At 46.9% G+C, this 20397-nt stretch carries 20 protein-coding genes and 3 tRNA genes; 3 read left to right on the forward strand and 20 right to left on the reverse strand.

All coding sequences use genetic code 11. The features are described 5' to 3' along the window. Nucleotides 1-4 precede the first annotated feature (4 nt). From L4D19_RS11045 to nrfB, 15 genes are all read right to left on the reverse strand, one after another. Nucleotides 5-940 carry a 5-oxoprolinase subunit C family protein gene (locus L4D19_RS11045; RefSeq protein ID WP_428452512.1) on the reverse strand — a complete coding sequence of 312 codons (936 nt, stop codon included), beginning with the start codon at nucleotides 938-940 and terminating at the stop codon, nucleotides 5-7. Further along, on the reverse strand, nucleotides 922-1623 hold the full coding sequence (gene pxpB / locus L4D19_RS11050; protein ID WP_428452513.1) for a 5-oxoprolinase subunit PxpB: 702 nt from the start codon (nucleotides 1621-1623) through the stop codon (nucleotides 922-924). The genes L4D19_RS11045 and pxpB overlap by 19 nt, the downstream gene beginning before the upstream one ends. Next, nucleotides 1620-2360, reverse strand: coding sequence for a 5-oxoprolinase subunit PxpA (locus L4D19_RS11055; protein WP_428452514.1), 741 nt, complete (start codon nucleotides 2358-2360; stop codon nucleotides 1620-1622). Before L4D19_RS11055 ends, pxpB begins: the two co-directional genes overlap by 4 nt. A 137-nt stretch (nucleotides 2361-2497) precedes the next feature. Then, nucleotides 2498-2584 (reverse strand) — tRNA-Leu (locus tag L4D19_RS11060). Nucleotides 2585-2679: 95 nt separating this feature from the next. After that, nucleotides 2680-2755, reverse strand: a tRNA-Gly gene (locus L4D19_RS11065). Nucleotides 2756-2758: 3 nt separating this feature from the next. Continuing rightward, nucleotides 2759-2832 (reverse strand) — tRNA-Cys (locus tag L4D19_RS11070). Between the two features lie 390 nt (nucleotides 2833-3222). Further along, complete coding sequence (locus L4D19_RS11075) at nucleotides 3223-3855, reverse strand: bifunctional 4-hydroxy-2-oxoglutarate aldolase/2-dehydro-3-deoxy-phosphogluconate aldolase (protein WP_428452515.1); 633 nt, start codon at nucleotides 3853-3855, stop codon at nucleotides 3223-3225. 19 nt (nucleotides 3856-3874) lie between these two features. Beyond that, nucleotides 3875-4795: a sugar kinase gene (locus tag L4D19_RS11080; protein ID WP_428452516.1), complete on the reverse strand. Its 921-nt coding sequence runs from the start codon at nucleotides 4793-4795 to the stop codon at nucleotides 3875-3877. Nucleotides 4796-5007: 212 nt separating this feature from the next. Continuing rightward, nucleotides 5008-6684, reverse strand: a complete 1677-nt coding sequence (locus tag L4D19_RS11085) for a response regulator (protein WP_428452517.1) — start codon at nucleotides 6682-6684, stop codon at nucleotides 5008-5010. Between the two features lie 374 nt (nucleotides 6685-7058). Then, nucleotides 7059-7526 carry a heme lyase NrfEFG subunit NrfF gene (gene nrfF, locus L4D19_RS11090; RefSeq protein ID WP_428452518.1) on the reverse strand — a complete coding sequence of 156 codons (468 nt, stop codon included), beginning with the start codon at nucleotides 7524-7526 and terminating at the stop codon, nucleotides 7059-7061. After that, nucleotides 7519-8058: a DsbE family thiol:disulfide interchange protein gene (locus L4D19_RS11095; protein WP_428452519.1), complete on the reverse strand. Its 540-nt coding sequence runs from the start codon at nucleotides 8056-8058 to the stop codon at nucleotides 7519-7521. Before L4D19_RS11095 ends, nrfF begins: the two co-directional genes overlap by 8 nt. Before the next feature lie 10 nt (nucleotides 8059-8068). Further along, complete coding sequence (locus L4D19_RS11100) at nucleotides 8069-10048, reverse strand: heme lyase CcmF/NrfE family subunit (RefSeq protein WP_428452520.1); 1980 nt, start codon at nucleotides 10046-10048, stop codon at nucleotides 8069-8071. 231 nt (nucleotides 10049-10279) lie between these two features. After that, on the reverse strand, nucleotides 10280-11239 hold the full coding sequence (gene nrfD, locus L4D19_RS11105; protein ID WP_160650047.1) for a cytochrome c nitrite reductase subunit NrfD: 960 nt from the start codon (nucleotides 11237-11239) through the stop codon (nucleotides 10280-10282). Next, the gene (nrfC, locus tag L4D19_RS11110; protein ID WP_428452521.1) at nucleotides 11236-11925 is read right to left on the reverse strand and encodes a cytochrome c nitrite reductase Fe-S protein; all 690 of its coding nucleotides are present in this window, start codon (nucleotides 11923-11925) and stop codon (nucleotides 11236-11238) included. Before nrfC ends, nrfD begins: the two co-directional genes overlap by 4 nt. Nucleotides 11926-11936: 11 nt before the next feature. Further along, nucleotides 11937-12539, reverse strand: coding sequence for a cytochrome c nitrite reductase pentaheme subunit (nrfB, locus tag L4D19_RS11115; protein WP_075763302.1), 603 nt, complete (start codon nucleotides 12537-12539; stop codon nucleotides 11937-11939). A 562-nt stretch (nucleotides 12540-13101) separates the two neighbouring features. Here nrfB and nrfA point away from each other — a divergent pair. Next, on the forward strand, nucleotides 13102-14529 hold the full coding sequence (nrfA, locus tag L4D19_RS11120) for an ammonia-forming nitrite reductase cytochrome c552 subunit (RefSeq protein WP_428452522.1): 1428 nt from the start codon (nucleotides 13102-13104) through the stop codon (nucleotides 14527-14529). A gap of 451 nt (nucleotides 14530-14980) precedes the next feature. Here nrfA and L4D19_RS11125 read toward each other — a convergent pair whose 3' ends face one another. The 4 genes from L4D19_RS11125 to amrS form a co-directional block, all read right to left on the reverse strand. Continuing rightward, on the reverse strand, nucleotides 14981-15643 hold the full coding sequence (locus L4D19_RS11125) for a TPR domain-containing protein (protein WP_428452523.1): 663 nt from the start codon (nucleotides 15641-15643) through the stop codon (nucleotides 14981-14983). 149 nt (nucleotides 15644-15792) lie between these two features. Then, complete coding sequence (locus L4D19_RS11130) at nucleotides 15793-16233, reverse strand: OsmC family protein (protein ID WP_428452524.1); 441 nt, start codon at nucleotides 16231-16233, stop codon at nucleotides 15793-15795. Nucleotides 16234-16317: 84 nt separating this feature from the next. Next, nucleotides 16318-16626, reverse strand: a complete 309-nt coding sequence (locus tag L4D19_RS11135) for a glutaredoxin domain-containing protein (RefSeq protein ID WP_428452525.1) — start codon at nucleotides 16624-16626, stop codon at nucleotides 16318-16320. Nucleotides 16627-16730: 104 nt separating this feature from the next. Further along, nucleotides 16731-17807, reverse strand: a complete 1077-nt coding sequence (gene amrS / locus L4D19_RS11140; RefSeq protein WP_428452526.1) for an AmmeMemoRadiSam system radical SAM enzyme — start codon at nucleotides 17805-17807, stop codon at nucleotides 16731-16733. A 68-nt stretch (nucleotides 17808-17875) separates the two neighbouring features. On the opposite strand from amrS, the gene amrB reads away from it, so the two are divergent. After that, complete coding sequence (gene amrB / locus L4D19_RS11145) at nucleotides 17876-18664, forward strand: AmmeMemoRadiSam system protein B (RefSeq protein ID WP_428452527.1); 789 nt, start codon at nucleotides 17876-17878, stop codon at nucleotides 18662-18664. Beyond that, nucleotides 18633-19220, forward strand: a complete 588-nt coding sequence (amrA, locus tag L4D19_RS11150; RefSeq protein WP_428452528.1) for an AmmeMemoRadiSam system protein A — start codon at nucleotides 18633-18635, stop codon at nucleotides 19218-19220. The genes amrB and amrA overlap by 32 nt, the downstream gene beginning before the upstream one ends. Before the next feature lie 65 nt (nucleotides 19221-19285). Here the strand turns inward: amrA and L4D19_RS11155 are convergent, their stop codons facing one another. Continuing rightward, the gene (locus L4D19_RS11155; protein WP_428452529.1) at nucleotides 19286-20386 is read right to left on the reverse strand and encodes a DUF3541 domain-containing protein; all 1101 of its coding nucleotides are present in this window, start codon (nucleotides 20384-20386) and stop codon (nucleotides 19286-19288) included. Between the last annotated feature and the right edge of the window lie 11 nt (nucleotides 20387-20397).

A 20397-nucleotide genomic window follows, 5' to 3' on the forward strand; every position in this document is an offset into this window, starting at 1 on the left:
ACGCCTAGATAGGCAGACCGAAAAATAATGAAAAGTCCTGCCATCCTTGCTGCAGCAGCTCCAGATCACCAATGCAAAAACGAACAGCAGTTCCAGGCATCGCCTGTGCCAATCTGGGCATATCCACGCGAGCAATACATCCCAGTTTAGGGTAGCCACCCAATGTCTGGCGATCATTGAGCAATACTATGGGCTGGCCATTCGGCGGGATCTGAATCGCCCCATAGGCAATAGCTTCAGAAATAATACCGCCGATGTCTCCAGCTACTGCCGGTCCTTCGAGCCTGCATCCCATCCTATCCGTCTGCTGAGTCACTGTATATATGCCCTGGTAAAACTGCTGCTTTGATTCGGCAGAAAAACGGTTGCACTGATACGACTCTATGACCCGTAAGTAAATTGGAGCAGAATAGTCAGGTATATAGCGACTCGGTGTCAATCGAGGTTCAAAACTGTCGGTATCTACTGTGCTTTCGACAGGTAGCGAATCCTCTTTTTGCAGCGCTCTACCAGCCTGTATACCTCCCATTTCATTGCGCACCACCGTCGAGACGCTACCAAAGACGGCTGGGACCTTAAAGCCACCTTTTACAGCAAGATAGGTACGCACGCCGGAACGTGGGTAGGCAAACTTTATCTCCTGGCCATCTTTGACCAAAAAGCTCTGCCACAATGCGATCGGCTTACCATCCAGTGTCGCCTCCATATCAGCTCCGGTCAGGGCACAAATCATATCGCCTTGGGCTTTGAGGCATGCCTGCCCGAGTGTAATCTCAAGCTGAGAGCAGTCCATGGCATTACCGACAAGGTAGTTAGCCCAGCAATAGGCATGCAAGTCGACGGCTCCGCCCTGACTTAATCCTTGTTCACCCACACCCAGCCGCCCAACATCCTGAAGCAGCGTTAGCATTCCGGGATGGATTACTTCCAATGAGGCCAAACGCTTCCTCCTTGCTGTAAAAACTGCTCTCTTCCTATCGACTCGAATCTGACCCTATCTCCGACTTCAAAAGGCGACATCGGATCTTGCTGAGGCGAATACAGCGGCATTGGGCAATTACCGATGATCTGCCAGCCCCCGGGGGAGTCAGCCGGATACACAGCAGTTTGTTCATTGGCAATGCCAACACTGCCGGCTGGGATCTTCAGGCGAGGCTCGGCATGACGCGGCGTGACGATCTGCTCATCAACCGATGCCAGGAAAGCAAAACCCGGCGCGAAACCAATCGCACACACGGTATAGGTTCGTTCACTGTGGTATGCAATAACTTGTTCGGTGGTTAAACCGTGCAATTCGGCAAGTGAAACCAGATCCGGGCCAACTTCATGGTGATAATAAACCGGTAATGTGATCAGCTTACCTGAATGTTCCTCTGAAGGCCTCTGAGATAGCTGCGGTGCATAATGCGTAATCGCTTTGTAAAGCGCACTATAGGTAACCAAGCGAGGATGGTACTGAACAAACAGCGACGTATAGGAAGGAATCACTTCAATTAAGGCTTTCGGAAAAGTGTCCTTGAGGTATTTCGCCAACAGCCCAATACGCTGAGTCAGCTGCGTATCAATTCGCTCCCCCAGATACACAATCAGGCTGGTTTCCGACACTGGCTCGATGCGCATCATGGGTTCAGCACCTTGTGCAAGGCTGCTATTGTCGCAATAGATTCATCATTGTCGCCGTGAACACACACGGAATCTGCGTGAAATGTCAGTGTATTACCAGATAACGTTGTGACCCTGCCATCTGCCAGCTCTATCACCTGCTGCTTGATCTTAGTGGCATCGTGATGAACCGCCTCCGGGTTCGAGCGCGGCACCAAACTTCCCGTATCGTCATAGGCTCGATCGGCAAACGCCTCTAATAACAACTCGACATCATAACGCTCGGCAATCTTCTGGTAGTGAGTATTATCAGGCCGGGCCAGGATCATCAGCTTAAGCTTGATAGCCCGATGTTGATTAAGACCTGCGACCGCACAAACGATGGCTTCGAAAATACCATCATTCGCCATCATATCGTTATACAGTGCGCCATGAGGCTTAATATAGGAAATATGGGTATTGTGAAGCTGGCAAATCGCCTCCAATGCGCCGGCCTGATAGGCAACTAGCCGAGTGATGGCGTCGAGGGCATGAGGGATGCTACGACGACCAAAGCCAATCTTGTCGTCATAACCGGGGTGAGCACCAATTTCAACCTGACGGGCAACCGCCCATTTGACAGTTTGTCCCATCACATCCGGATCGGAAGCATGGAACCCACAGGCAATATTTGCCTGATCAATCCAGGGCATAACCGCATGGTCATTACCCATTTGCCAGGCACCGAAACTCTCTCCCATGTCACAGTTCAATTTCATCGCGTATCCTTGCCTATGAAATAGTTACAGTCTTCTGATTAATTTAACCTTATACATAAAACTAACAGTGATCAATGAGGGTGTATTTTCAGACACAACGAAAAAAGGCTTACCTTTCGGTAAGCCTTTTAATGAGATGGTGCCCCGGGCCGGACTTGAACCGGCACAACGCGAACGTCGAGGGATTTTAAATCCCTTGTGTCTACCAATTCCACCACCAGGGCACGCAATTCTGTATTGCGATGCTCCTAACCAATGTGCTTTATAAAAAAGCGGTTAGACACCATCTTGATACTGACTTGGTCAATATCACAAAATTTGGAGCGACACACGAGGTTCGAACTCGTGACCTCAACCTTGGCAAGGTTGCGCTCTACCAGCTGAGCTAGTGTCGCAAATGGAGGCGCGTCCCGGAGTCGAACCGAGGTCCACGGATTTGCAATCCGCTGCATAGCCACTCTGCCAACGCGCCAACTGTCTTTCGACAAACCGCTTAACAAGTCTCCCCGCTGCGGTATGGGGTGCATTCTACGGATTGCTCCCAATGAGTCAATAACAAAATGTCAGAATCCAGATCGCTTGCTTGAATTGTGCGCAATTGCTCTATTTCCGTAAGCTTGCCGCCTAATTATTAGCCTTTATTCTATCCTGATTTTTTACAACCATGGAATCATTAGTCTTCATAACCAGCTACAAAACAACTTTTTAAATCAAGCAATACAGTGTAGCTCGGTATTTTCTCTTGTTCAGCCTTATTTATGCGACAACGAATGCTTACTCAACAATTGACTCTGTTTCCCAACACAACAAAGCCACTCACATTGTAAGTGGCCTTATACCCAAACTACCCCAAGAAAAAGAATTACGAATTCACCAGTTCAATAGCTTCTCGAACCAACCGCCCGATTTCGTCCCAATCACCTGCCTCAATCAGTGCAGGTGCTACCATCCAGGTACCGCCGCAACAATGAACACGATCAATCGCTAAATAATCGTTCACATTTGCCTTGCCAATACCGCCTGTTGGCATAAAGGCAACATCAACATATGGTGCAAGCAGTGACTTAATCATATTAATCCCGCCAGATGCCTCGGCCGGAAAGAACTTCAAGAAAGTCAGGCCTAGCTCTAATGCCTGCTCAACTTGGCTCGGGTTGTTCACCCCCGGTACCATAGCAATGTTTTGTTCCTGGCAATAACGTACTGTATTTGGGTTCAAGCCAGGCGCGACGATAAACTCAGCACCCGCAGCTTTGGCGCGATCAACTTGAGCGGCGTTTAATACTGTCCCTGCCCCGATACACATTGAGGGATAAGCATCACGCATCAAGCGAATAGCGTCTTCTGCCGCCTCGGTGCGAAAGGTTACCTCAGCAACAGGCAGGCCATTTTCCACCAGCGTTTTAGCCAACGGTACAGCTTGCTCAACATTGTTAATTTGAATCACCGGAATGACTTTGAATCCTTTTAACTTTTCAATCAGTTGTTGAGACATTAAACCTTGTTCCTTTTATCTATATTAATTCTTTCATTGCTTCAGACGGAATGATTGCCCCCGGATATTGAATGACAATAGATGCCAGACAGTGGCCAAGCTCAGCAGCGGCAGCCTCTGAGCTACCGCTCAGACGCCCTGCCAGATACCCTGCTGCAAAAGAGTCACCAGCAGCACAAGTGTCTACCACGTTTTCAACCCTATTTGCAGTCACATAAACGGTATCAGCGTAATCACTCTGCAGACCAGATACGATTTTGCACGGCTCGCAGCCTCGCTTAATAACAACTTCAGGGCAGCCGAAGTCCTGACACCGCTTCACAATATCACTTTTGCCCCACACCGCATATTCATCCTGTTCAGTAAGCAAAACAATGTCAGCAAAGGGCAAAGCCTGCGAATACCAGTACTGGGCTTGTTTCGATGTCCAAAGTTGAGGGCGAAAATTGTTATCAAACAATATCATACCGCCATTGGCTTTATGTTTCTCTAACAAGGTGATTAATACCGCTTTCGCTTCTTCGGCCAAAATTGCCAAGCTAACACCGCTAATGTACAGAGCATCAAAGCGATGGTTATCGATAGCCTGCTCTAGAGGCGACCACAGCTCAGAGAAATAGAACTTCGCTGCACTGTCATTACGCCAGTAATGAAAATGACGTTCACCATTAGGTTCTGTCTCGACGAGATAAATACCAGGCAACTTGTTCTCGAGCTTTTTCACCATATGGGTCTCAATGCCTTCAGCATGCCAAGCCACGAGCATATCCTGGCTGATATTGTCGGTCCCTAGCGCCGTTGCATAGCTAACCGTCAGCCCCCGTGAGGCTCCCAACCGAGATAAATACAGCGCTGTATTGAGTGTATCGCCACCAAATGTCCGCTGCAGCGGCAGGCCACTCAACTCAATCATACATTCACCAAAAAAAGCAATTTTCACGCCGCCATCCTCTTCTCACCAGGCTTTATGTAAAGCCTAATGGATGATGAATACCTTACAGCATCACAAAGGCCTGCATTTCGCTAAGTTTTAGAGAATTATGTTGAGAATGTATAAATAGCTTTATTCGACAATATGTTGCGCTCACGCACGCTCGTCTCATCCCTCATACAGCTCCAGCGGCAGACCGTCAGGAACACATATAGAAAAAATCAAGCAGCCGGAACCCTAGTCAAACATCCTACCCGCTTCATGGCTAATTTATAGAGTTCTCTGGCTCTTTTGGCTTCACTTTCACTTGGGCGCGTATCATTCTGATAGACCCAATGACAGGATTCAATGACACCTCTAACCTCTTTCAGACCTAAGAAAGAAGGCGTCGACAGCGCAGTAAGCTCAAGTATCAAAAAGCACAGCTTATAGTGAAACGGCACCATCTGAAATGCCCGGTATGCATCCTCAATAGCCAGTGTTGCCTGATTATTGTTTCGCTTCTCAAAAGCTTGTTCAACTAATTTGCCACCTTCACTCAGCCGATGATTTATTTCTGAATGGCAGGCTTCCAGCAGCTTTACCTGACTTTGAATCAAGGCCGCATCATCGGCATTGCCACACAAGTCCCTTGCAACCTGCATTGTCTTTTCATACTTATCCGGCATACCACAAAAGCCGTATAAGCGGGCGATATTCAGTACCGTGTAGTAGTCATCGATGGGCTTATCATGAATGTTAATTTTGCTAACGATAGTAAAGCAGTCTTCAATTTCACCATGCAGACAGGCAAGTATCGCTACGCCGACCAAGGCCCCCATCTCACTTTCATAGCGCTCTTTGTCTGTATCTCCACTCACTTTATGCTCAAAGATGTTATGCCTGGCCTCTTTAACCAGTTCTGCACTCTCGGCATTATCCTCAACATAGATACTGGCGAGCATCAGAGAAACAGCGACATTCAGGTTGATCCCGTAGCTAAAGCGACTCGTCCCTATCACCTTACTGGTATAACGCTGATAGCCGATTGCGGCTTTCTCATGCTGTTGCAGGGAAGCATAGAGGTTGGCAATGATGAGTTCACGTAGCGGGTTGGCCGAATTCACCTTGTGCAAAATATTAAATTGCTCCAAAGCTTCCGGCACTCGATCAGAGGCCATCAAACAACCGGCCAGATGCTTTCTCGCCAGGGGTTGCTTTGGGTATTTATCGAGGATTTCCTGAAAAACGGCTTCTGCCGCTTTTAGGTCGCCAAGCTCTTTAAGTGCCTGCCCGAAACCGACTCTCGGCCATAAGTGATCGGTATGCTTACATGCTTCTTCATAGAATTGTTTTGCTTCCTGATGGCGCTCTGAGCGAAGTAAACAGTCACCGTTTATTCTGTCTATGTATCCAGAATACGCCGGGAAGTTCTTTTTATATCGCTGACAAAGGCCGATTGCAGTCTGAAACTCTTTGTTATCAACGGCCATCAATAAAGGAAACAGCGCAGACTTTCTTTCCAGAACTTTTTCTATTCGCTCAACAAATACAGCTCCACAAAATGGCTTTATTAAATAGTCGTCAGGTTCTAGCTCTATAAAATGAGAAACAACTTGCTCGGTGTTATCTCCCGTTACACATATAAAGACGCCATCACTCGGTAATAACTTACGCTGCTTCACCTCATCGAAAATAAGCCCACCGTCAATATGATGACGCATATTATAATCACTGATGACAATATCATAACTATGACTGGCTAATAAACGAATGGCTTTTAGGCTATCTGTCGTGCTATCGATATTATCATTGCTAATTCCTGCACTATTTAACATAGATCTTATCAATGAAATTGCTGTGCTAGAGTCATCTATCAGCAGAAATTTTTTACCTGTTATCACATTGCAGCCCTCCATAGCCTATTAATAACTGTAAAAATGCCTCTTTTAACGATAGGGGTTCTTATTGTCTTACCTCAATAATAGTAAAGGCTTAACGATATGAACACTGTTGAATCGATTTTATGATCAAGCACATGTTTCAATAGAGAAACACTTTGCTGTAAAGAATACTAACCACGCAATAATACGCACACCCATCTATATAATTAATGACTTATTCTTATAGGTAATTTGATATATAAAAAATATTATTAGAGGGAATTGATTGAGGTAATTAAGGTCAATACCTATTAAGGATAAAAAAGATGAGCGCTTGCTCATCTTTTTAAAAAACCACACGGGCGGATATCACATATTTATAAATATAATCTCCAATTAAATTTATAAAATCATCGAGCTTGTTTTCGAATAGAATAATAAGCCACACTACCAAACAATATGAATAACAGTATTGGTCCGCCCCATAATAAATATGTGCTGGCCGATAACTTAGGCTTATACAAGACAAAGTCACCAAACCGGCTTGTCATGTATTCAACAATTTCTTGATCCGACTTACCGTCATCAACCATCTGGTAGACCTTCAGCCTCAGATCTTTGGCAACAGGTGAATTTGACTCAATCAGATTCTGGTTCTGGCACTGTGGGCAGCGCAAGCCCTTTGATAAGGCTATAGCTCTATTTTGGTCGACAATTGAACGAAATTGGAAAGTTTCTACCGACTCGACAAGCTCAGTATCGGCAGCCACAAACACTTGCGCTGTTTGTGCATAAGCCATCAGCGAACCTGTAAGCCCAGCGATACAAAAGAACATCGCCAGTAACACTCGTTTTAAATCCCCGCTAAACTTAACCATTTTTCCCCTCCTCTAACTGCCTAAGCACAGGGACAAACTCCTGCTCCCATATTTTTCGGTTAAGCGCGCCGACATAGCGATGACGGATCACACCATTACGATCAACCAAATAGCTTTCAGGCGTACCATAGACCCCCAGGTCGATTGCCAGACTCCCTTTAGGATCAAAGATCACCGACTGATACGGATTGCCCGACTGTGATAGTTCATTCAGCGCAGCCTGACGATCATCTCGATAGTTCAGGCCAATAACGCTCATTTTATCCTCCTGAGCCAGCTCGAGTAAAAATGGATGTTCTGACTTACAGATACCACACCAGGAAGCCCATACATTCAGCAGCCGAACCTGTCCTGTCAGTGAGGTTTGAGTCAGGGTGAATTGTTCATTATCAAGCGCGGTAAGGCTAAATTCAGGCACTGACCTGCCCTGCAATGGTGACGTCGTTGCGGAATTGTCAGCGCGCATCGCAAAGGCAATGATAGCCCCTGCCAACAGGACGAGAATCAAAGGAATAAAACGGGAAATCTTCATTGTTCTCTCCTTACTGTTTCCACATCATAATCGTCGTCGGCGTGAATGCCTTGCTCTCACGTGAGTACAGAGCTTTGACCCTGAGTCTCGCTAACACAGCCAGTGCACCGCCCAGCATCATCATCATACTTCCGATCCAGAGCCAGCGAACAAAGGGCTTATACTGGATCCTCACCGCATAATCGGTCCGGTTCAGCTTCTCGGCCAGGGTAATGTATATATCGCCCTGCCAATACCACTTGATCCCCGGCTCGCTCATGTTCATGGTACGGACAGTATAATGACGACGCTGCGGCTTAATCATAGCTTCGAATTGTCCGTCCTTACTGACCTCAATGTTGGCCTGCTCAGCGGTATAGTTTGGACCAATGAGCAGCTCGGTCTCACGATAGACAAACTGATAGCCACTCAGATTCAGCACATCCCCAGGCCCCATCTTGTTACTGGTTTCCACTGAGTAATAGCTGACCAGCGCCGCCCCGATAATCGTCACGGCTACACCGCAATGCGCTATCACCATGGCTATCAGCCTCAGTGGCGCATGCCCCAACTGTCGCTCGCGAAGCGCTCTATGCCTCAGATAGAAAGCCTGTATTGCCGTGAGTGATATCCAAATTGCAGAAATGAATGACAAACAGACAACTAAATTGATCCCGCGCTCAAACCACACAGACAATGCCACGCCAAGCACAATAGAGACGGACATCGGTGCCAGTGTTCGGGTAATAAGATCATCTGTCGACACGCGATGCCAGCGGATCAACACGCCGAATCCCATAAAGATGAAAAACAAGAAGCTAAGCGGTACAAACAAGGCGTTAAAGTAGGGTGCACCAACTGAGATATTGCCTAAGTCCAATGCCTGGAAAACCATCGGGTAAAAGGTGCCAAGCAGAATTGTCAGCGTCGCAACGGCCAGCAAGCTGTTACCGGCCAAAAACGTCGCTTCTTTTGACAAGAAGCCGAACGTTACCGGACGGCTATGTCGTTCGGCATTCAGTGCAAACAATACGAGCGAGATAATAAGCAGTACCCCGAGTATGGCCAGCAGTGTAACCCCGCGAGTAGGATCCACGGCAAAGGCATGAACCGAGGTCAACACGCCTGAGCGCACAATAAAAGTACCGAGCAAACTCAGAGAGAAAGTGAAAATAGCCAGTAACAGCGTCCAGTTACTCAACGCTTTCCGGTATTCGGTAATGATCAGCGAGTGCATCAGGGCGGTTCCTGTCAGCCAAGGCATCAAGGAAGCATTTTCAACCGGATCCCAAAACCACCAGCCGCCCCAACCCAGTTCGTAATAGGCCCACCAGGAACCCAATGCGATACCACCAGTCAGAAAGACCCATGAGGCGACTGTCCATGGTCGGCTCCAGCGTGCCCATGGGATCACTTTATTCTTGGTCGTTAATGCCGCAATGGCAAATGCAAAGCTAACTGCAAACCCTACGTACCCAAGGTATAACATCGGCGGGTGGAAGATTAGGCCGATATCCTGCAACATCGGATTTAAGTCTCGCCCTTCCAGAGGAGCTGGCAGAAGGCGCAAGAAAGGATTCGATACAAGCAGCAGAAACAGGCTAAATACCGCCGTCAGAATAGCCAGCGTAACTAATACTCTGGCAATAAATGCTTCGTCTCGCCGGCGTGAACAATAGGCAACCGCCGCTGCCCAGCCTGAGAGCGAAAACAGCCAGAACAAGAATGAGCCTTCATGGCCGCCCCAAACAGCAGCTATTTTAAAAAACAGCGGTAACTGACTATTGGAGTGATGAGCAATATAAGCCACAGAAAAATCATCGGCAGCAAAGCTGTATCCCAACAGAATAATAGCGACCGAGATAAAAATAAAAGCGCCATAACTTAATGGCCATGCATAGCGAGTAAGGTATGAATCCTTTTTGATCAAACCGACAACTGGAACCGTTCCTCCCAACAGCGCGAAAGCAAATCCCAATATTAATGCATAATGTCCAACTTCAGGGATCATTGAATTTCCTTAAAACTTTATCCTGTCACCATCTTGATGTAACCCGAAAATTACAGCTTTGCCCTCGATCAATGAACCGGACCTATTTGTAATATCTTTATCGTTACAAGAAACAATCTGATGGTTAACAGCTGCTTCATATGCAACCAATGATGCAAACATCTTTAGCAACTGAAACAAATCGTCACAGCAAACGCTGTGACGATTATTTATTTACTTACCTAACTGCCATTACAGCGTTGTCATTTGTCCTGCATACAAAATGAAGGTACGCAACATAAGCACACCAACCAGGCTAAGCGTGGTGACAAGCATGATATAGGCTTTGTTATGCCTGACGACTGACGGACTGACTGCATTAAGCGCCAGCGGTGTCAGCATTCCCGCACCAATGACGCCGTACCAGAACCATGTTGCCCAGAACCCGCCGCCAATTGCCGCTGTAGCAGCTGCCTGGCTCTGTCCACCACCAAAATAAAGGCCAGTAAAGAACGCAACCAATACGAACAGCTCAAACATTACCACCGGGCGCTCAAACTTGTGGATCCAGCCTACACTTGCACTGTGCGCCGACTCCTTAAACACCAGTACACCGAACATCAAGCAAGCTGCTGCACCGGAAGACAAGCTAGAGAACAGGAACAATATCGGTAGAATTGGATTGTTCAGTAGCGGGAAGGTCTGTAGCGCCGACAGCAAGAAACCGGTGTAAGCGGCCAGCAACACCGCCAGGAAGCCAAGAAATAGCTCCACACTGTTTTCAAAGCGCTCAATAAGAGCCAGCACCTTGTCAACAATAGGCAAACGACCGTTTAACAGCTTCCCGATATCGTACTTGAATATCACACCAATCCAGGCAAACAGCACAATCATGTAGACCTGGAACAGGATGACCCCCATCGACATCACTGACGTCGTGTTATAGAAGATCATGATCTTCCAGAACATCAATGGCTTGGTCAGGTGGAAAATCAAAATGGTCAAACCGGCAATAATACCGAACGGTGCCAGGATAGCCGTGGCCTTAATGATCCCGTTGGTGCTTGGATGGCCCTGGATCACTTTACGCTTGAGGTAGATAGAAATCATCACCGCACCGGCAGACATACCTGCCAGGAACAAGTAAACCGCAATGATCCAATCCCAAACTAGTGAATCAAAATAAAAGGCATCGGCAAATGTAGTACTCATCCTTTTATCTCCCCTTTTCCGTGTGGCACTTTATACAGCTTCGGCTGCGTTCCCAGTTCTACCTTCGAGCGGTACACCGGTTTTTGCTTGATCAGCTGAGACACCTTGCTATTTGGATCATTCAAGTCACCAAATGTCAGTGCCTTGGTCGGGCATGACTCAACACATGCCGGCTCTTTGCCTTCTTTCAGGTTGCTCTTGCGACAAAAATCGCACTTGTCTGCTGATTTGGTTTCAGGGTTGAAGAAACGTACCTGATACGGACACGCTGCCAGGCAATAGCCACAGCCCACACACTTGTCGCCATCAACGTCTACAATCCCGGTTTCAGGATCCTTGAAAGCGGCTCCTGTCGGACACACGTGCACACAAGGCGCGTTATCGCAATGCTGACAAGAGATGCGGGTAAACTGATAGTCAACATTCGGGTATTCGCCCTGTGGTTCACTTCTGACTATCTGCAGTCGAGAAACACCTTCCGGCACCTTATTCACTTCGCGACAAGCTTCGGTACAGGCCGTACAACCAATACATAAAGTTTCATCATGCACCATGCCGTAACGCTTTGGTCCGTCTTCCATTGTCGCAGCAAGTGTCTGTCGGCCCAGCAAATTACTGCCACTGACGCCTGTAGTGAAAATAACAGCACCTGCACCGGCTAAAAAATTTCGTCTTGAACACGTCATACCATCATCTCCTACTTCTCTTTTTTCTGGTCTGAGTGACAGTCGACGCACATCTTGATCTTCGACTTTCTTTCAATACCTTTCATCGGATCTTTCTCCGGGTGAATGGTATGGCATGACGCACAGGAAAGATCGAGCGCGTGAACATCGTGTGTCCAGTTCACTTCGCGTAAGTCTTTCGGTTCGTGGCAGTTCACGCAGGTTTCATTTTGCTTGGCAATCCATGCCGGATCGGCCGCTGGTTTTTCTGTGCCTGCAACAGTCTGAGCTGCTGCGAACTTGGTCACCATTGGCGCACCGTCACGGTGATTCTTACCCACTTTGCTGTGACAATCTGTACATGTCATATCACGGTTAGTCTGAGCATGGATTACATCGCCATGCGCCCCTTTTAGCGTGTCTCTTTCATCTTTATGGCATTGCGTACAGGCGTAATCGCGATCCCGGATAAATTCGACAACATGTTGGCCTGACTCTTGTGTAATTACCGAAGGTTTCGCTGTTGTGGCTCCCTCAGCCTTCGAGTCTGCGGCAACATTCATTGAGAAACCAAAAATACAGATGGCTACAAAGAATGTAATCACCGTATTCATGGCTACTTTATAATTGCCCATTTTTCACCTTTTTATCTTCCCGAATTACCAGCCTCTTCCAGAAGGCGGCAATTGGCGCTTATATTTATTTTGCACATCATAGAGCTGCAATAGTTGTTTTAACAAAAACTTAAAACGATACTTAATTGCAATTGAAATCAATTCTTATTTACTTAAAATATTAGCCACAACGCTTAACACGTATATTTAATAATGTTTTTAAATATGAAAAATTGAGTCAGGTAGCAAATACCCCTTAAGTAGCATCATAAATGCCCTTTTCATGATTGAGATCAATATTGAAAACCACAATAAGTATTTGATTTAACAGAACTAATAATCGAAATCGCAGCCACATAACCCCAGCAAATGTAAATACCCCTTTGGGGTTATTTGGGTGGTAATTCTATCGAGGTTCGGTTTTTGACATCTTCCCTTTGATCCAAAACAACAAAGCCACCACTTATATTAACAAGGCTTCATTTTTTGATATTATTTATCAGAACTCCAATTCCTACTTACTGATTTAGCTGCACTCACAACGCTTAGCTTGTTAATAATTAGAATACTGGAGTGACAAATCGTGAGAATTAAATGGACGCGAAATACTGCCGCAGTCGCAGCTTTGTTGTCTGCGTTATGTTTATCTGCCAATGCCAACGCAGCTGAAGATAGCGGCAAAACAAGAATTGAACCTCGCAACGAACATTTTGCGAAGTCTCATGTCGATCAATTTAAAACCTGGGAAGCGACCAAAGAAAGCGAAGAAATTGATGATGCGCTAGCGGGTGATCCCAATATGGTGATCATGTGGGCTGGTTACGGCTTTTCAAAAGACTATAACAAAGCACGTGGCCACTTTTATGCTATTACCGATGTCCGTCAGACACTACGTACGGGCGGCCCTAAGGACGAGAAAACAGGTCCGATGCCAATGGCATGCTGGAGCTGTAAGAGCCCGGATGTTGCCCGCGTTATCGACGAACGTGGTGAAGACGGCTACTTCGAGGGCAAGTGGGCCCGCCTAGGTGCAGAAATCAACAACGCGATCGGTTGTTCAGACTGTCATAACACTGGCAGCAAAGAATTTGCCGAAGGTAAGCCAGCGCTGACCCTGACACGCCCTTATGTTAACCGTGCTATGGAAGCGATTGATATGAAGTTCGAGGATCAGTCCCGCTTCGATCAACAAGCTCAAGTATGCGGCCAGTGCCATGTTGAATATTACTTCACCGGTCCGAAAAAGAGCGTTAAGTTCCCATGGGACAAGGGTACTGGTGTTGATGAAATGGAAGTCTACTACGACGAGATCGAATTTAAGGACTGGACACATAAAGTATCGAAAGCACCGATGCTAAAAGCCCAGCACCCTGGCTATGAGACCTGGCGTGAAGGCATCCATGGCAAGAACAACGTAACCTGTATCGACTGCCATATGCCTAAAGTTCAAAACGAAGATGGCAAGGTATTCACCGACCATAAGATAGGCAACCCATTTGACCGCTTTGAAGATACTTGTGCGCAGTGCCACACCCAAGACAAAGAAACACTTGAAGATGTTGTAGCAACACGTAAAGCAAGTGTTCAGGATATGAAGCTGCGCGCCGAGAAACAGATTGTCGCCGCTCACTTCGAAGCAAAAGCAGCTTGGGATGCAGGTGCAACTGAAGAGGAAATGAAGCCTATCCTGATGGATATCCGTCATGCACAGTGGCGCTGGGACTACGCGATTGCATCTCACGGTGTTCACATGCATGCTCCAGAAGTGGCACTACGTGTTCTGGGTACCGCACTTGATAAGGCTACGGATGCTCGTACCAAAGTCGTTCGCTTGCTAGCAACGAAAGGTATCACGGAAGAAATTCAGATCCCTGATATTTCTACCAAAGAAAAAGCCCAGCAGGCTCTTGGCATGGATATGGACAAGATGAATGCTGACAAAGCTGAATTCCTGAAAACTGTTGCTCCTGAGTGGGACAAGCAAGCCAAGGTTCGCGAAGCCTCTTACTAAGGTCAAGCCTGATTTAATTAGGTAAACCAAAAAACACAGCCCCCTCTCTAATAGAGGGGGCTTTTTGCATTTCACCCTTCATTACCCCACCCTAGATCCAAGATTACCAATACCCGCAAAGAACATATTAACCCCACCCTAGCCCTCCCCTTGATAAGTGGAGGGGATTAAAAGCATAAAAAGCCCATCGGTGTTTACTAACAGCCTTCAGCGTAACAAAGAATGGCTCCTCCCCTTTTATTTAAAGGGGAGGAGCCAGGCAGGGGTTAATTGCAGAACAAGAGTATTTATACCAATCTACATAAGTATTTGATCATTCTTGCTGGTTAAAATCACTTTTAACTGCGTTATGAATTTTGTAATTAGAGTAACTAGTTAGCTGCAATTCATGCCTTGTTCTAAGTGATTTTTCCTGCGCAACTATCTGAACAACTACTTATCCAGATTGGTATTACAGCAATTTCTTGGCGCGGTTAATGGCGGTGATCAGCTCTACCCGATCAAGATCCGGATGTTCACTATCAAGTGCCTGCTGCCAGGTATCTATCGCTTTTTGATAACGGGCATTAAGAAAGTAGTCAGATGCCAACAGCATCAAAGCAGGAAGGTTGTTTTCATCCAAGGCTAATGCCTGATCCATAAGCTGGCTAACTTCGGCATTCAAACGCTGCCCGTCACGGTAATAGATCGCCGTGGCCTGTGCCGAATAAATATTTGCCTGCGGCTCTTCGGCCAAGCGGGATGAATAGCTAAACGCAAGCGCTGCATTGGCATGCTCACCGGTATACATATAGGCATTGCCTAGCGCATACCATAGCTCACCATTTTGTTTATCATTACGTAACTTATTCTGAATCTCTTCAATTCGCTTCTGGTTAAACTCACCGGCAGTTAACCCTGCCAACTCGCTACTTTCAGCCTCATGGCTAACGTTGCCGGGTAACTGGTAAGCTGGCTGACCCAGAAAAAAATAACCACTCACCGATACTGTCAGCAGCGCGATACTGAGTAATATCGGTGCTCTTGCACTCTCTCTGTCACTACGGGCATGGCTTAGCCAGATAATGAGCAAGCCTGCCACCAGCAAGACAGTAAAACCGATTCCGAATTCCAATATTTGCCTCTGCATCATGACGCTAAACAAGCCTATATTTTACCTGTTTTGACTGTAACAAGAGAGTCCGTCTGACAGTTATTCGCCACAGCCTTAACTTGGATCAATTCTTAACATTTCTAACATTAAACAGCTGATTTTATTGACTGTCACTGCTTATTGATAACAACATCACAAGCTAACGTATTGGCAATAAAGCAGTTGGCATGAGCCTTCTGGTGAATTTTATCCAACACCTCATCACTGACAGTTACACCTTCGGCAAAAACAACTTTTGGGTTAAGCTCAATACGAGACACTTGGGTGCGATTATCAGCATTCTTGCCAAGTTCAGCTGTCGCCGTATCGTTGTAGCTGGCAACAGGTAAGCGTTTCAGGTGAGCAATCGCCAGAAATGTCAGCATATGACATGAAGACAGCGCGGCGATCAAGCTTTCTTCCGGGTTAACCAGACTCGCATTACCCTTATATTCAGGCGCTGAAGAACCTTCAACCTGCTGACCACTGCCAAAGCGTATAGTGTGGTCACGGCTAAAGTCCTGATCCGACTGTTCCGATTGTTGCCAGTCTATCTGTACTGAAAAACTCATCCTACTCTCCTTGTGTGTTTGCCAAAACTAAATCCAGATAGTAAAAAGGCTCCACCAGGAGCCTTTACGTTCAATGCATGTCGCTTACAGTTCGAAGTCACCGAATGCTTCACTATCAACCTGGCGCTCTAAAAATGCAACCAAGTCGTCATGACCACCGATATATTGGCCATCAAGAATAATTTGCGGCACGGTACGAACAGTCTGACCAGTTTTCTGCTCGATAAACTCAACCATGGTTGTCTTTTCCAGGTCAGTTCCCAGTACTAACGTGGTGTATTCTGTACCACGCTCATCAAGAATGGCCTTTGCTTTCACGCAGAACGGACAACGAGGCTGGGTAATTACTAGGTTTTGGTAGCCCGCAAGCTGCTCAAGGGTCATGTCAGACATAAACTTCCATTATCAACATTAGGTTTCTATTTCTCGCTAAGATAATGGAAAGCCGCCCTGAATTACAAGCCTCTTAGCCTGTTCAGCAAACCGGTAATTATAATTCAGGCGATTTTTACCGGGATACGGTGGCGACCAAATGCCTTAGGCGGTGCAAACCGTCCGGCTATCTGGTAACCACAATAGTTACATACTCCCTGGTTACTCAGGGCACAATCGCCAAGTTCATACCAGTTTCTCGATAGCACTTTTTTCTTACAGCCCGGACAATAGGTACTATCTCCGGCCTCATCGAAAATATTACCGACATAGGCATAGTTCAGGCCGTTCTTAATGGCGATCTCCCTTGCCCGCTGAACAGTCTTTGGCGGGGTTCTTGGTTTATCCAGCATTTTGAAATCGGGGTGGAAGGCACTGAAGTGAATAGGAACATCCGGGCCGAGATTGTCATAGACCCAGCGTGTCAGCTGCTCCAGCTCATCCGTACTGTCGTTTTCGTCAGGGATCAGCAATGTCGTAATTTCAAACCAGACATCGGTCTCGTGATACAGGTACAGCAGGGTATCAAGTACCGGAGCTAAGTGACCACTGCAGATTTTATGATAGAAGTGCTCGGTAAACCCTTTCAGGTCAATATTGGCCGCATCCATATAGCGGTAAAACTCGATACGGGGTTCATCGCACATATAGCCTGCACTAACAGCAACACTGTGTACTCCAAGCTCGTGGCAGGCCTGGGCGGCATCCACGGCATATTCCATGAAGATCACCGGATCATTATAGGTAAAAGCAATACTGTCGCAGCCATAGCGTTTGGCTGCCTGGGCAATTTGCTCGGGCATTGCCGTTTCACCCAGCGTGTCTATTTCGCGCGATTTACTGATACTCCAGTTCTGACAAAATTTGCAGCTCAAGTTACAACCAGCTGTTCCGAACGATAGCACCGAACTTCCGGGGTAGAAGTGATTAAGCGGTTTTTTCTCTATTGGATCAATACAGAAGCCACTAGAGCGGCCATAGCTGGTCAGGACAATTTCGCCATCCAGGGCCTGTCTGACAAAGCAAGCGCCGCGCTTGCCATCTCGCAATCGGCAGTGACGTGGGCATAAATCACATATCACCCGGCCGTCATCCAGCCGGTGCCAATACTGGGTTTTGAATACACTCGGAGGCTGCAACATAAATCACTCGATGTGAAAATTGTTCCTATAATAAATATAGTATTGCTTAAAATAACTGTGTGATTTCAATGAATATTCGCCCACCTGCCGTTGCGGGGAGCTTTTATGATAAGTCCCCGGAAACACTACAATGTCAGCTTGATAGCTGGCTAATCCCGACTACGGATGAAAACAAAATAATTCGGGCAGTTGTTGTTCCCCATGCTGGCTACGTATACTCGGGGAAAGTTGCAGCCCAGGCTTACCGCTATCTAAAATCGCAGGCAGACACTATTAAACGAGTGATACTGATAGGACCCAGCCACCGTTACTTCTTCCAGGGATGTGCCATCCCGTCGGTCGACTACTTCGCCTCACCGCTTGGCAATATCGCTATAGACAAGCAAAGTGTTGAAATACTTCGTGAAATAGATGATATTGAAGTATCAGACCAGATTCATGCCTTTGAGCACTGCCTAGAAGTACAGTTGCCATTTCTGCAAACATGTTTGAATGAATTTACTCTGTTGCCGCTCTTAACCAGTAATGTATCCCCAGTCAACGTCGCCAATATTATCGATTCGTTATGGCAAGATGACAGTACGCTGTTAGTCATTAGCAGTGATCTCAGTCACTATCATCCTTACTCTGAAGCCCAGAAAATCGATCAGGACACCTGCTCTCTAATCGAGCATTACGACCCATCACTCACCCCCGAACAGGCATGCGGTTCGACCGGAATCAACACATTACTCTTACTCGCTAGGCAACGGGATTATCAAATCACACGTATCGAATTAAAAAACTCCGGTGATACTGCCGGGGATAAGGAGAGAGTTGTTGGATATGTCAGTTACCTCATATCAGAACCTAAATAAAGGGGAGCTTACCCAGCTGCTAGATATTGCCCGGGAAGCCATCCGCGGACACTTTTCAGAGGAGTTGCCTCGCCCACCTCAGCTCGATTTATATGGAAAAAAACTACTCCAACCCGGCGCCTGTTTCGTTACGCTCGAAGTTGATGGCCAACTACAAGGCTGTCTCGGTTCGGTGTCGGCCAACTCACCACTGGTTTTAGAAGTACACAATAAAGCACGCGCCAGTGCCTATCAGGATCATCGTTTTATGCCCTTGACTGAAGATCAGTTAGAGCAACTGATGATTGAAATATCTGTCTTATCGGAACCTGAAGTATTGGCTGTCGATAGCGAGCAAGCGCTCATCGAGTATCTCGAGAACAACAAAGTGGGTGTCGTATTGTCGGATAATCACAGCCAGGCCTTATTCCTTCCTCAGGTATGGGAGCAACTCAAATCTCCCAAAGAGTTCATTCGCCATTTGAAATCAAAGGCAGGCTGGAATGCCGTTTACTGGTCTCCGAGTATGGAAGTAAAAACATTCACCGTTACCAGCATTAAAGGCAAGTATTTTTAGCTTGATAAAGAGAAGCCCCTGCCAAATGACAGGGGCTTTCTTGTTAAGTTCACATGTTTTAGCGGCTACTGCGGAATTAATCCATAAGGCACCGAACTAAAGATTTCTGGTTGTTTGGATACCGTAGGAACTTCATGGGCTCCTCGCCAGTCCAGCAGCATGATGGTCAGCACATTTCGATGCTCGCCATCAAGCAGCTCGGTTTCCCCTTTCACTGACGGCACCATGCCAGCGTCACGGTCAATCGCCCCCTGGATAGCCTTGCGTGTTTTATCCACCACAGGATCGTTGTCCAGCCCGGCAAGCAGGAAGTTAATACCGACTTCGGCGATAACATCCTCTTTCGAGCGCTCGATAATCGTATCTATGTTGTTGCGATAATAGTCATACACCCACTGGAAATCTTTCTCGCTAATCGCATGCTGATAATATTCAGAGGCTGCGAAGATGATATGAGTCAGGCCGTAGATCTTATTCATGAACTGCTGGTCGGTTAGCTCAGCATCCTTACTATCAGGGTAAGTCGCCTTGAACGCCTCAATAAACTCATTCACGACATCCTGCTCACCCAGCTGGCGTAACCAATACACCTGGTTGGCAAGCTGGGCAGCCCACGCCCGGATCATTTCCGGATCCGTTGCATACTTGGCAAAGTCATAACGGCGGATCACTTCACGCAGGATCTTGTCATCGCGATGTTTAAGGCCGTACTCATTCGCCCGCGCCATAGATCCTAGCAAATCAACCCCAAGGTAAAGATACTCTGGCTGAGAGCGCGTCGCGGCATATCGCAGCTTGCCCCGAACGTCGGTTTTCTTGCCATAGTTTTGAATGCGGGTCGCCGAATAAGCCTTAATTTGTTCCGGAGTATTAACCTCACTAGCAAACTTATTCAGTCGGCTTGCCACACGTGCCATATCCGACCAAATAGCCGCTGAATATTTTGCGTCCTGAGTCTGGCGGTACATTCGAAGCCCATAGTGCCCCATCTTGAACGCCGGTAGTGTGTACAGATTGCGCTCATAAGTCGTTCGGATGAGTTCAGCATCTTGCTGGTAGGAAGGGAATGGCTCTGATTTGTTAAGCGGCGACGAAGCCGTTTCGGCATAGACTCCCCAAACCAACAATGACAGGAAAAACACCAATCCCACGTTCAAAGACTTCATAAACCCTCCAT

Origin of the sequence: Photobacterium kasasachensis, assembly GCF_050336885.1 — a bacterium.
Taxonomy (GTDB): Bacteria; Pseudomonadota; Gammaproteobacteria; order Enterobacterales; family Vibrionaceae; genus Photobacterium; species Photobacterium kasasachensis.

Coding starts and splice junctions, on each gene's coding strand:
- nrfD (WP_160650047.1), bottom strand. CDS start 11,239: ATGAGTACTACATTTGCCGATGCCTTTTATTTTGATTCACTAGTTTGG.
- L4D19_RS11055 (WP_428452514.1), bottom strand. CDS start 2,360: ATGAAATTGAACTGTGACATGGGAGAGAGTTTCGGTGCCTGGCAAATG.
- L4D19_RS11085 (WP_428452517.1), bottom strand. CDS start 6,684: ATGGAGGGCTGCAATGTGATAACAGGTAAAAAATTTCTGCTGATAGAT.
- L4D19_RS11100 (WP_428452520.1), bottom strand. CDS start 10,048: ATGATCCCTGAAGTTGGACATTATGCATTAATATTGGGATTTGCTTTC.
- amrA (WP_428452528.1), top strand. CDS start 18,633: ATGTCAGTTACCTCATATCAGAACCTAAATAAAGGGGAGCTTACCCAG.
- pxpB (WP_428452513.1), bottom strand. CDS start 1,623: ATGATGCGCATCGAGCCAGTGTCGGAAACCAGCCTGATTGTGTATCTG.
- amrS (WP_428452526.1), bottom strand. CDS start 17,807: ATGTTGCAGCCTCCGAGTGTATTCAAAACCCAGTATTGGCACCGGCTG.
- nrfF (WP_428452518.1), bottom strand. CDS start 7,526: ATGGTTAAGTTTAGCGGGGATTTAAAACGAGTGTTACTGGCGATGTTC.
- L4D19_RS11130 (WP_428452524.1), bottom strand. CDS start 16,233: ATGAGTTTTTCAGTACAGATAGACTGGCAACAATCGGAACAGTCGGAT.
- L4D19_RS11155 (WP_428452529.1), bottom strand. CDS start 20,386: ATGAAGTCTTTGAACGTGGGATTGGTGTTTTTCCTGTCATTGTTGGTT.
- amrB (WP_428452527.1), top strand. CDS start 17,876: ATGAATATTCGCCCACCTGCCGTTGCGGGGAGCTTTTATGATAAGTCC.
- nrfC (WP_428452521.1), bottom strand. CDS start 11,925: ATGACGTGTTCAAGACGAAATTTTTTAGCCGGTGCAGGTGCTGTTATT.
- L4D19_RS11095 (WP_428452519.1), bottom strand. CDS start 8,058: ATGAAGATTTCCCGTTTTATTCCTTTGATTCTCGTCCTGTTGGCAGGG.
- L4D19_RS11135 (WP_428452525.1), bottom strand. CDS start 16,626: ATGTCTGACATGACCCTTGAGCAGCTTGCGGGCTACCAAAACCTAGTA.
- nrfB (WP_075763302.1), bottom strand. CDS start 12,539: ATGGGCAATTATAAAGTAGCCATGAATACGGTGATTACATTCTTTGTA.
- L4D19_RS11075 (WP_428452515.1), bottom strand. CDS start 3,855: ATGTCTCAACAACTGATTGAAAAGTTAAAAGGATTCAAAGTCATTCCG.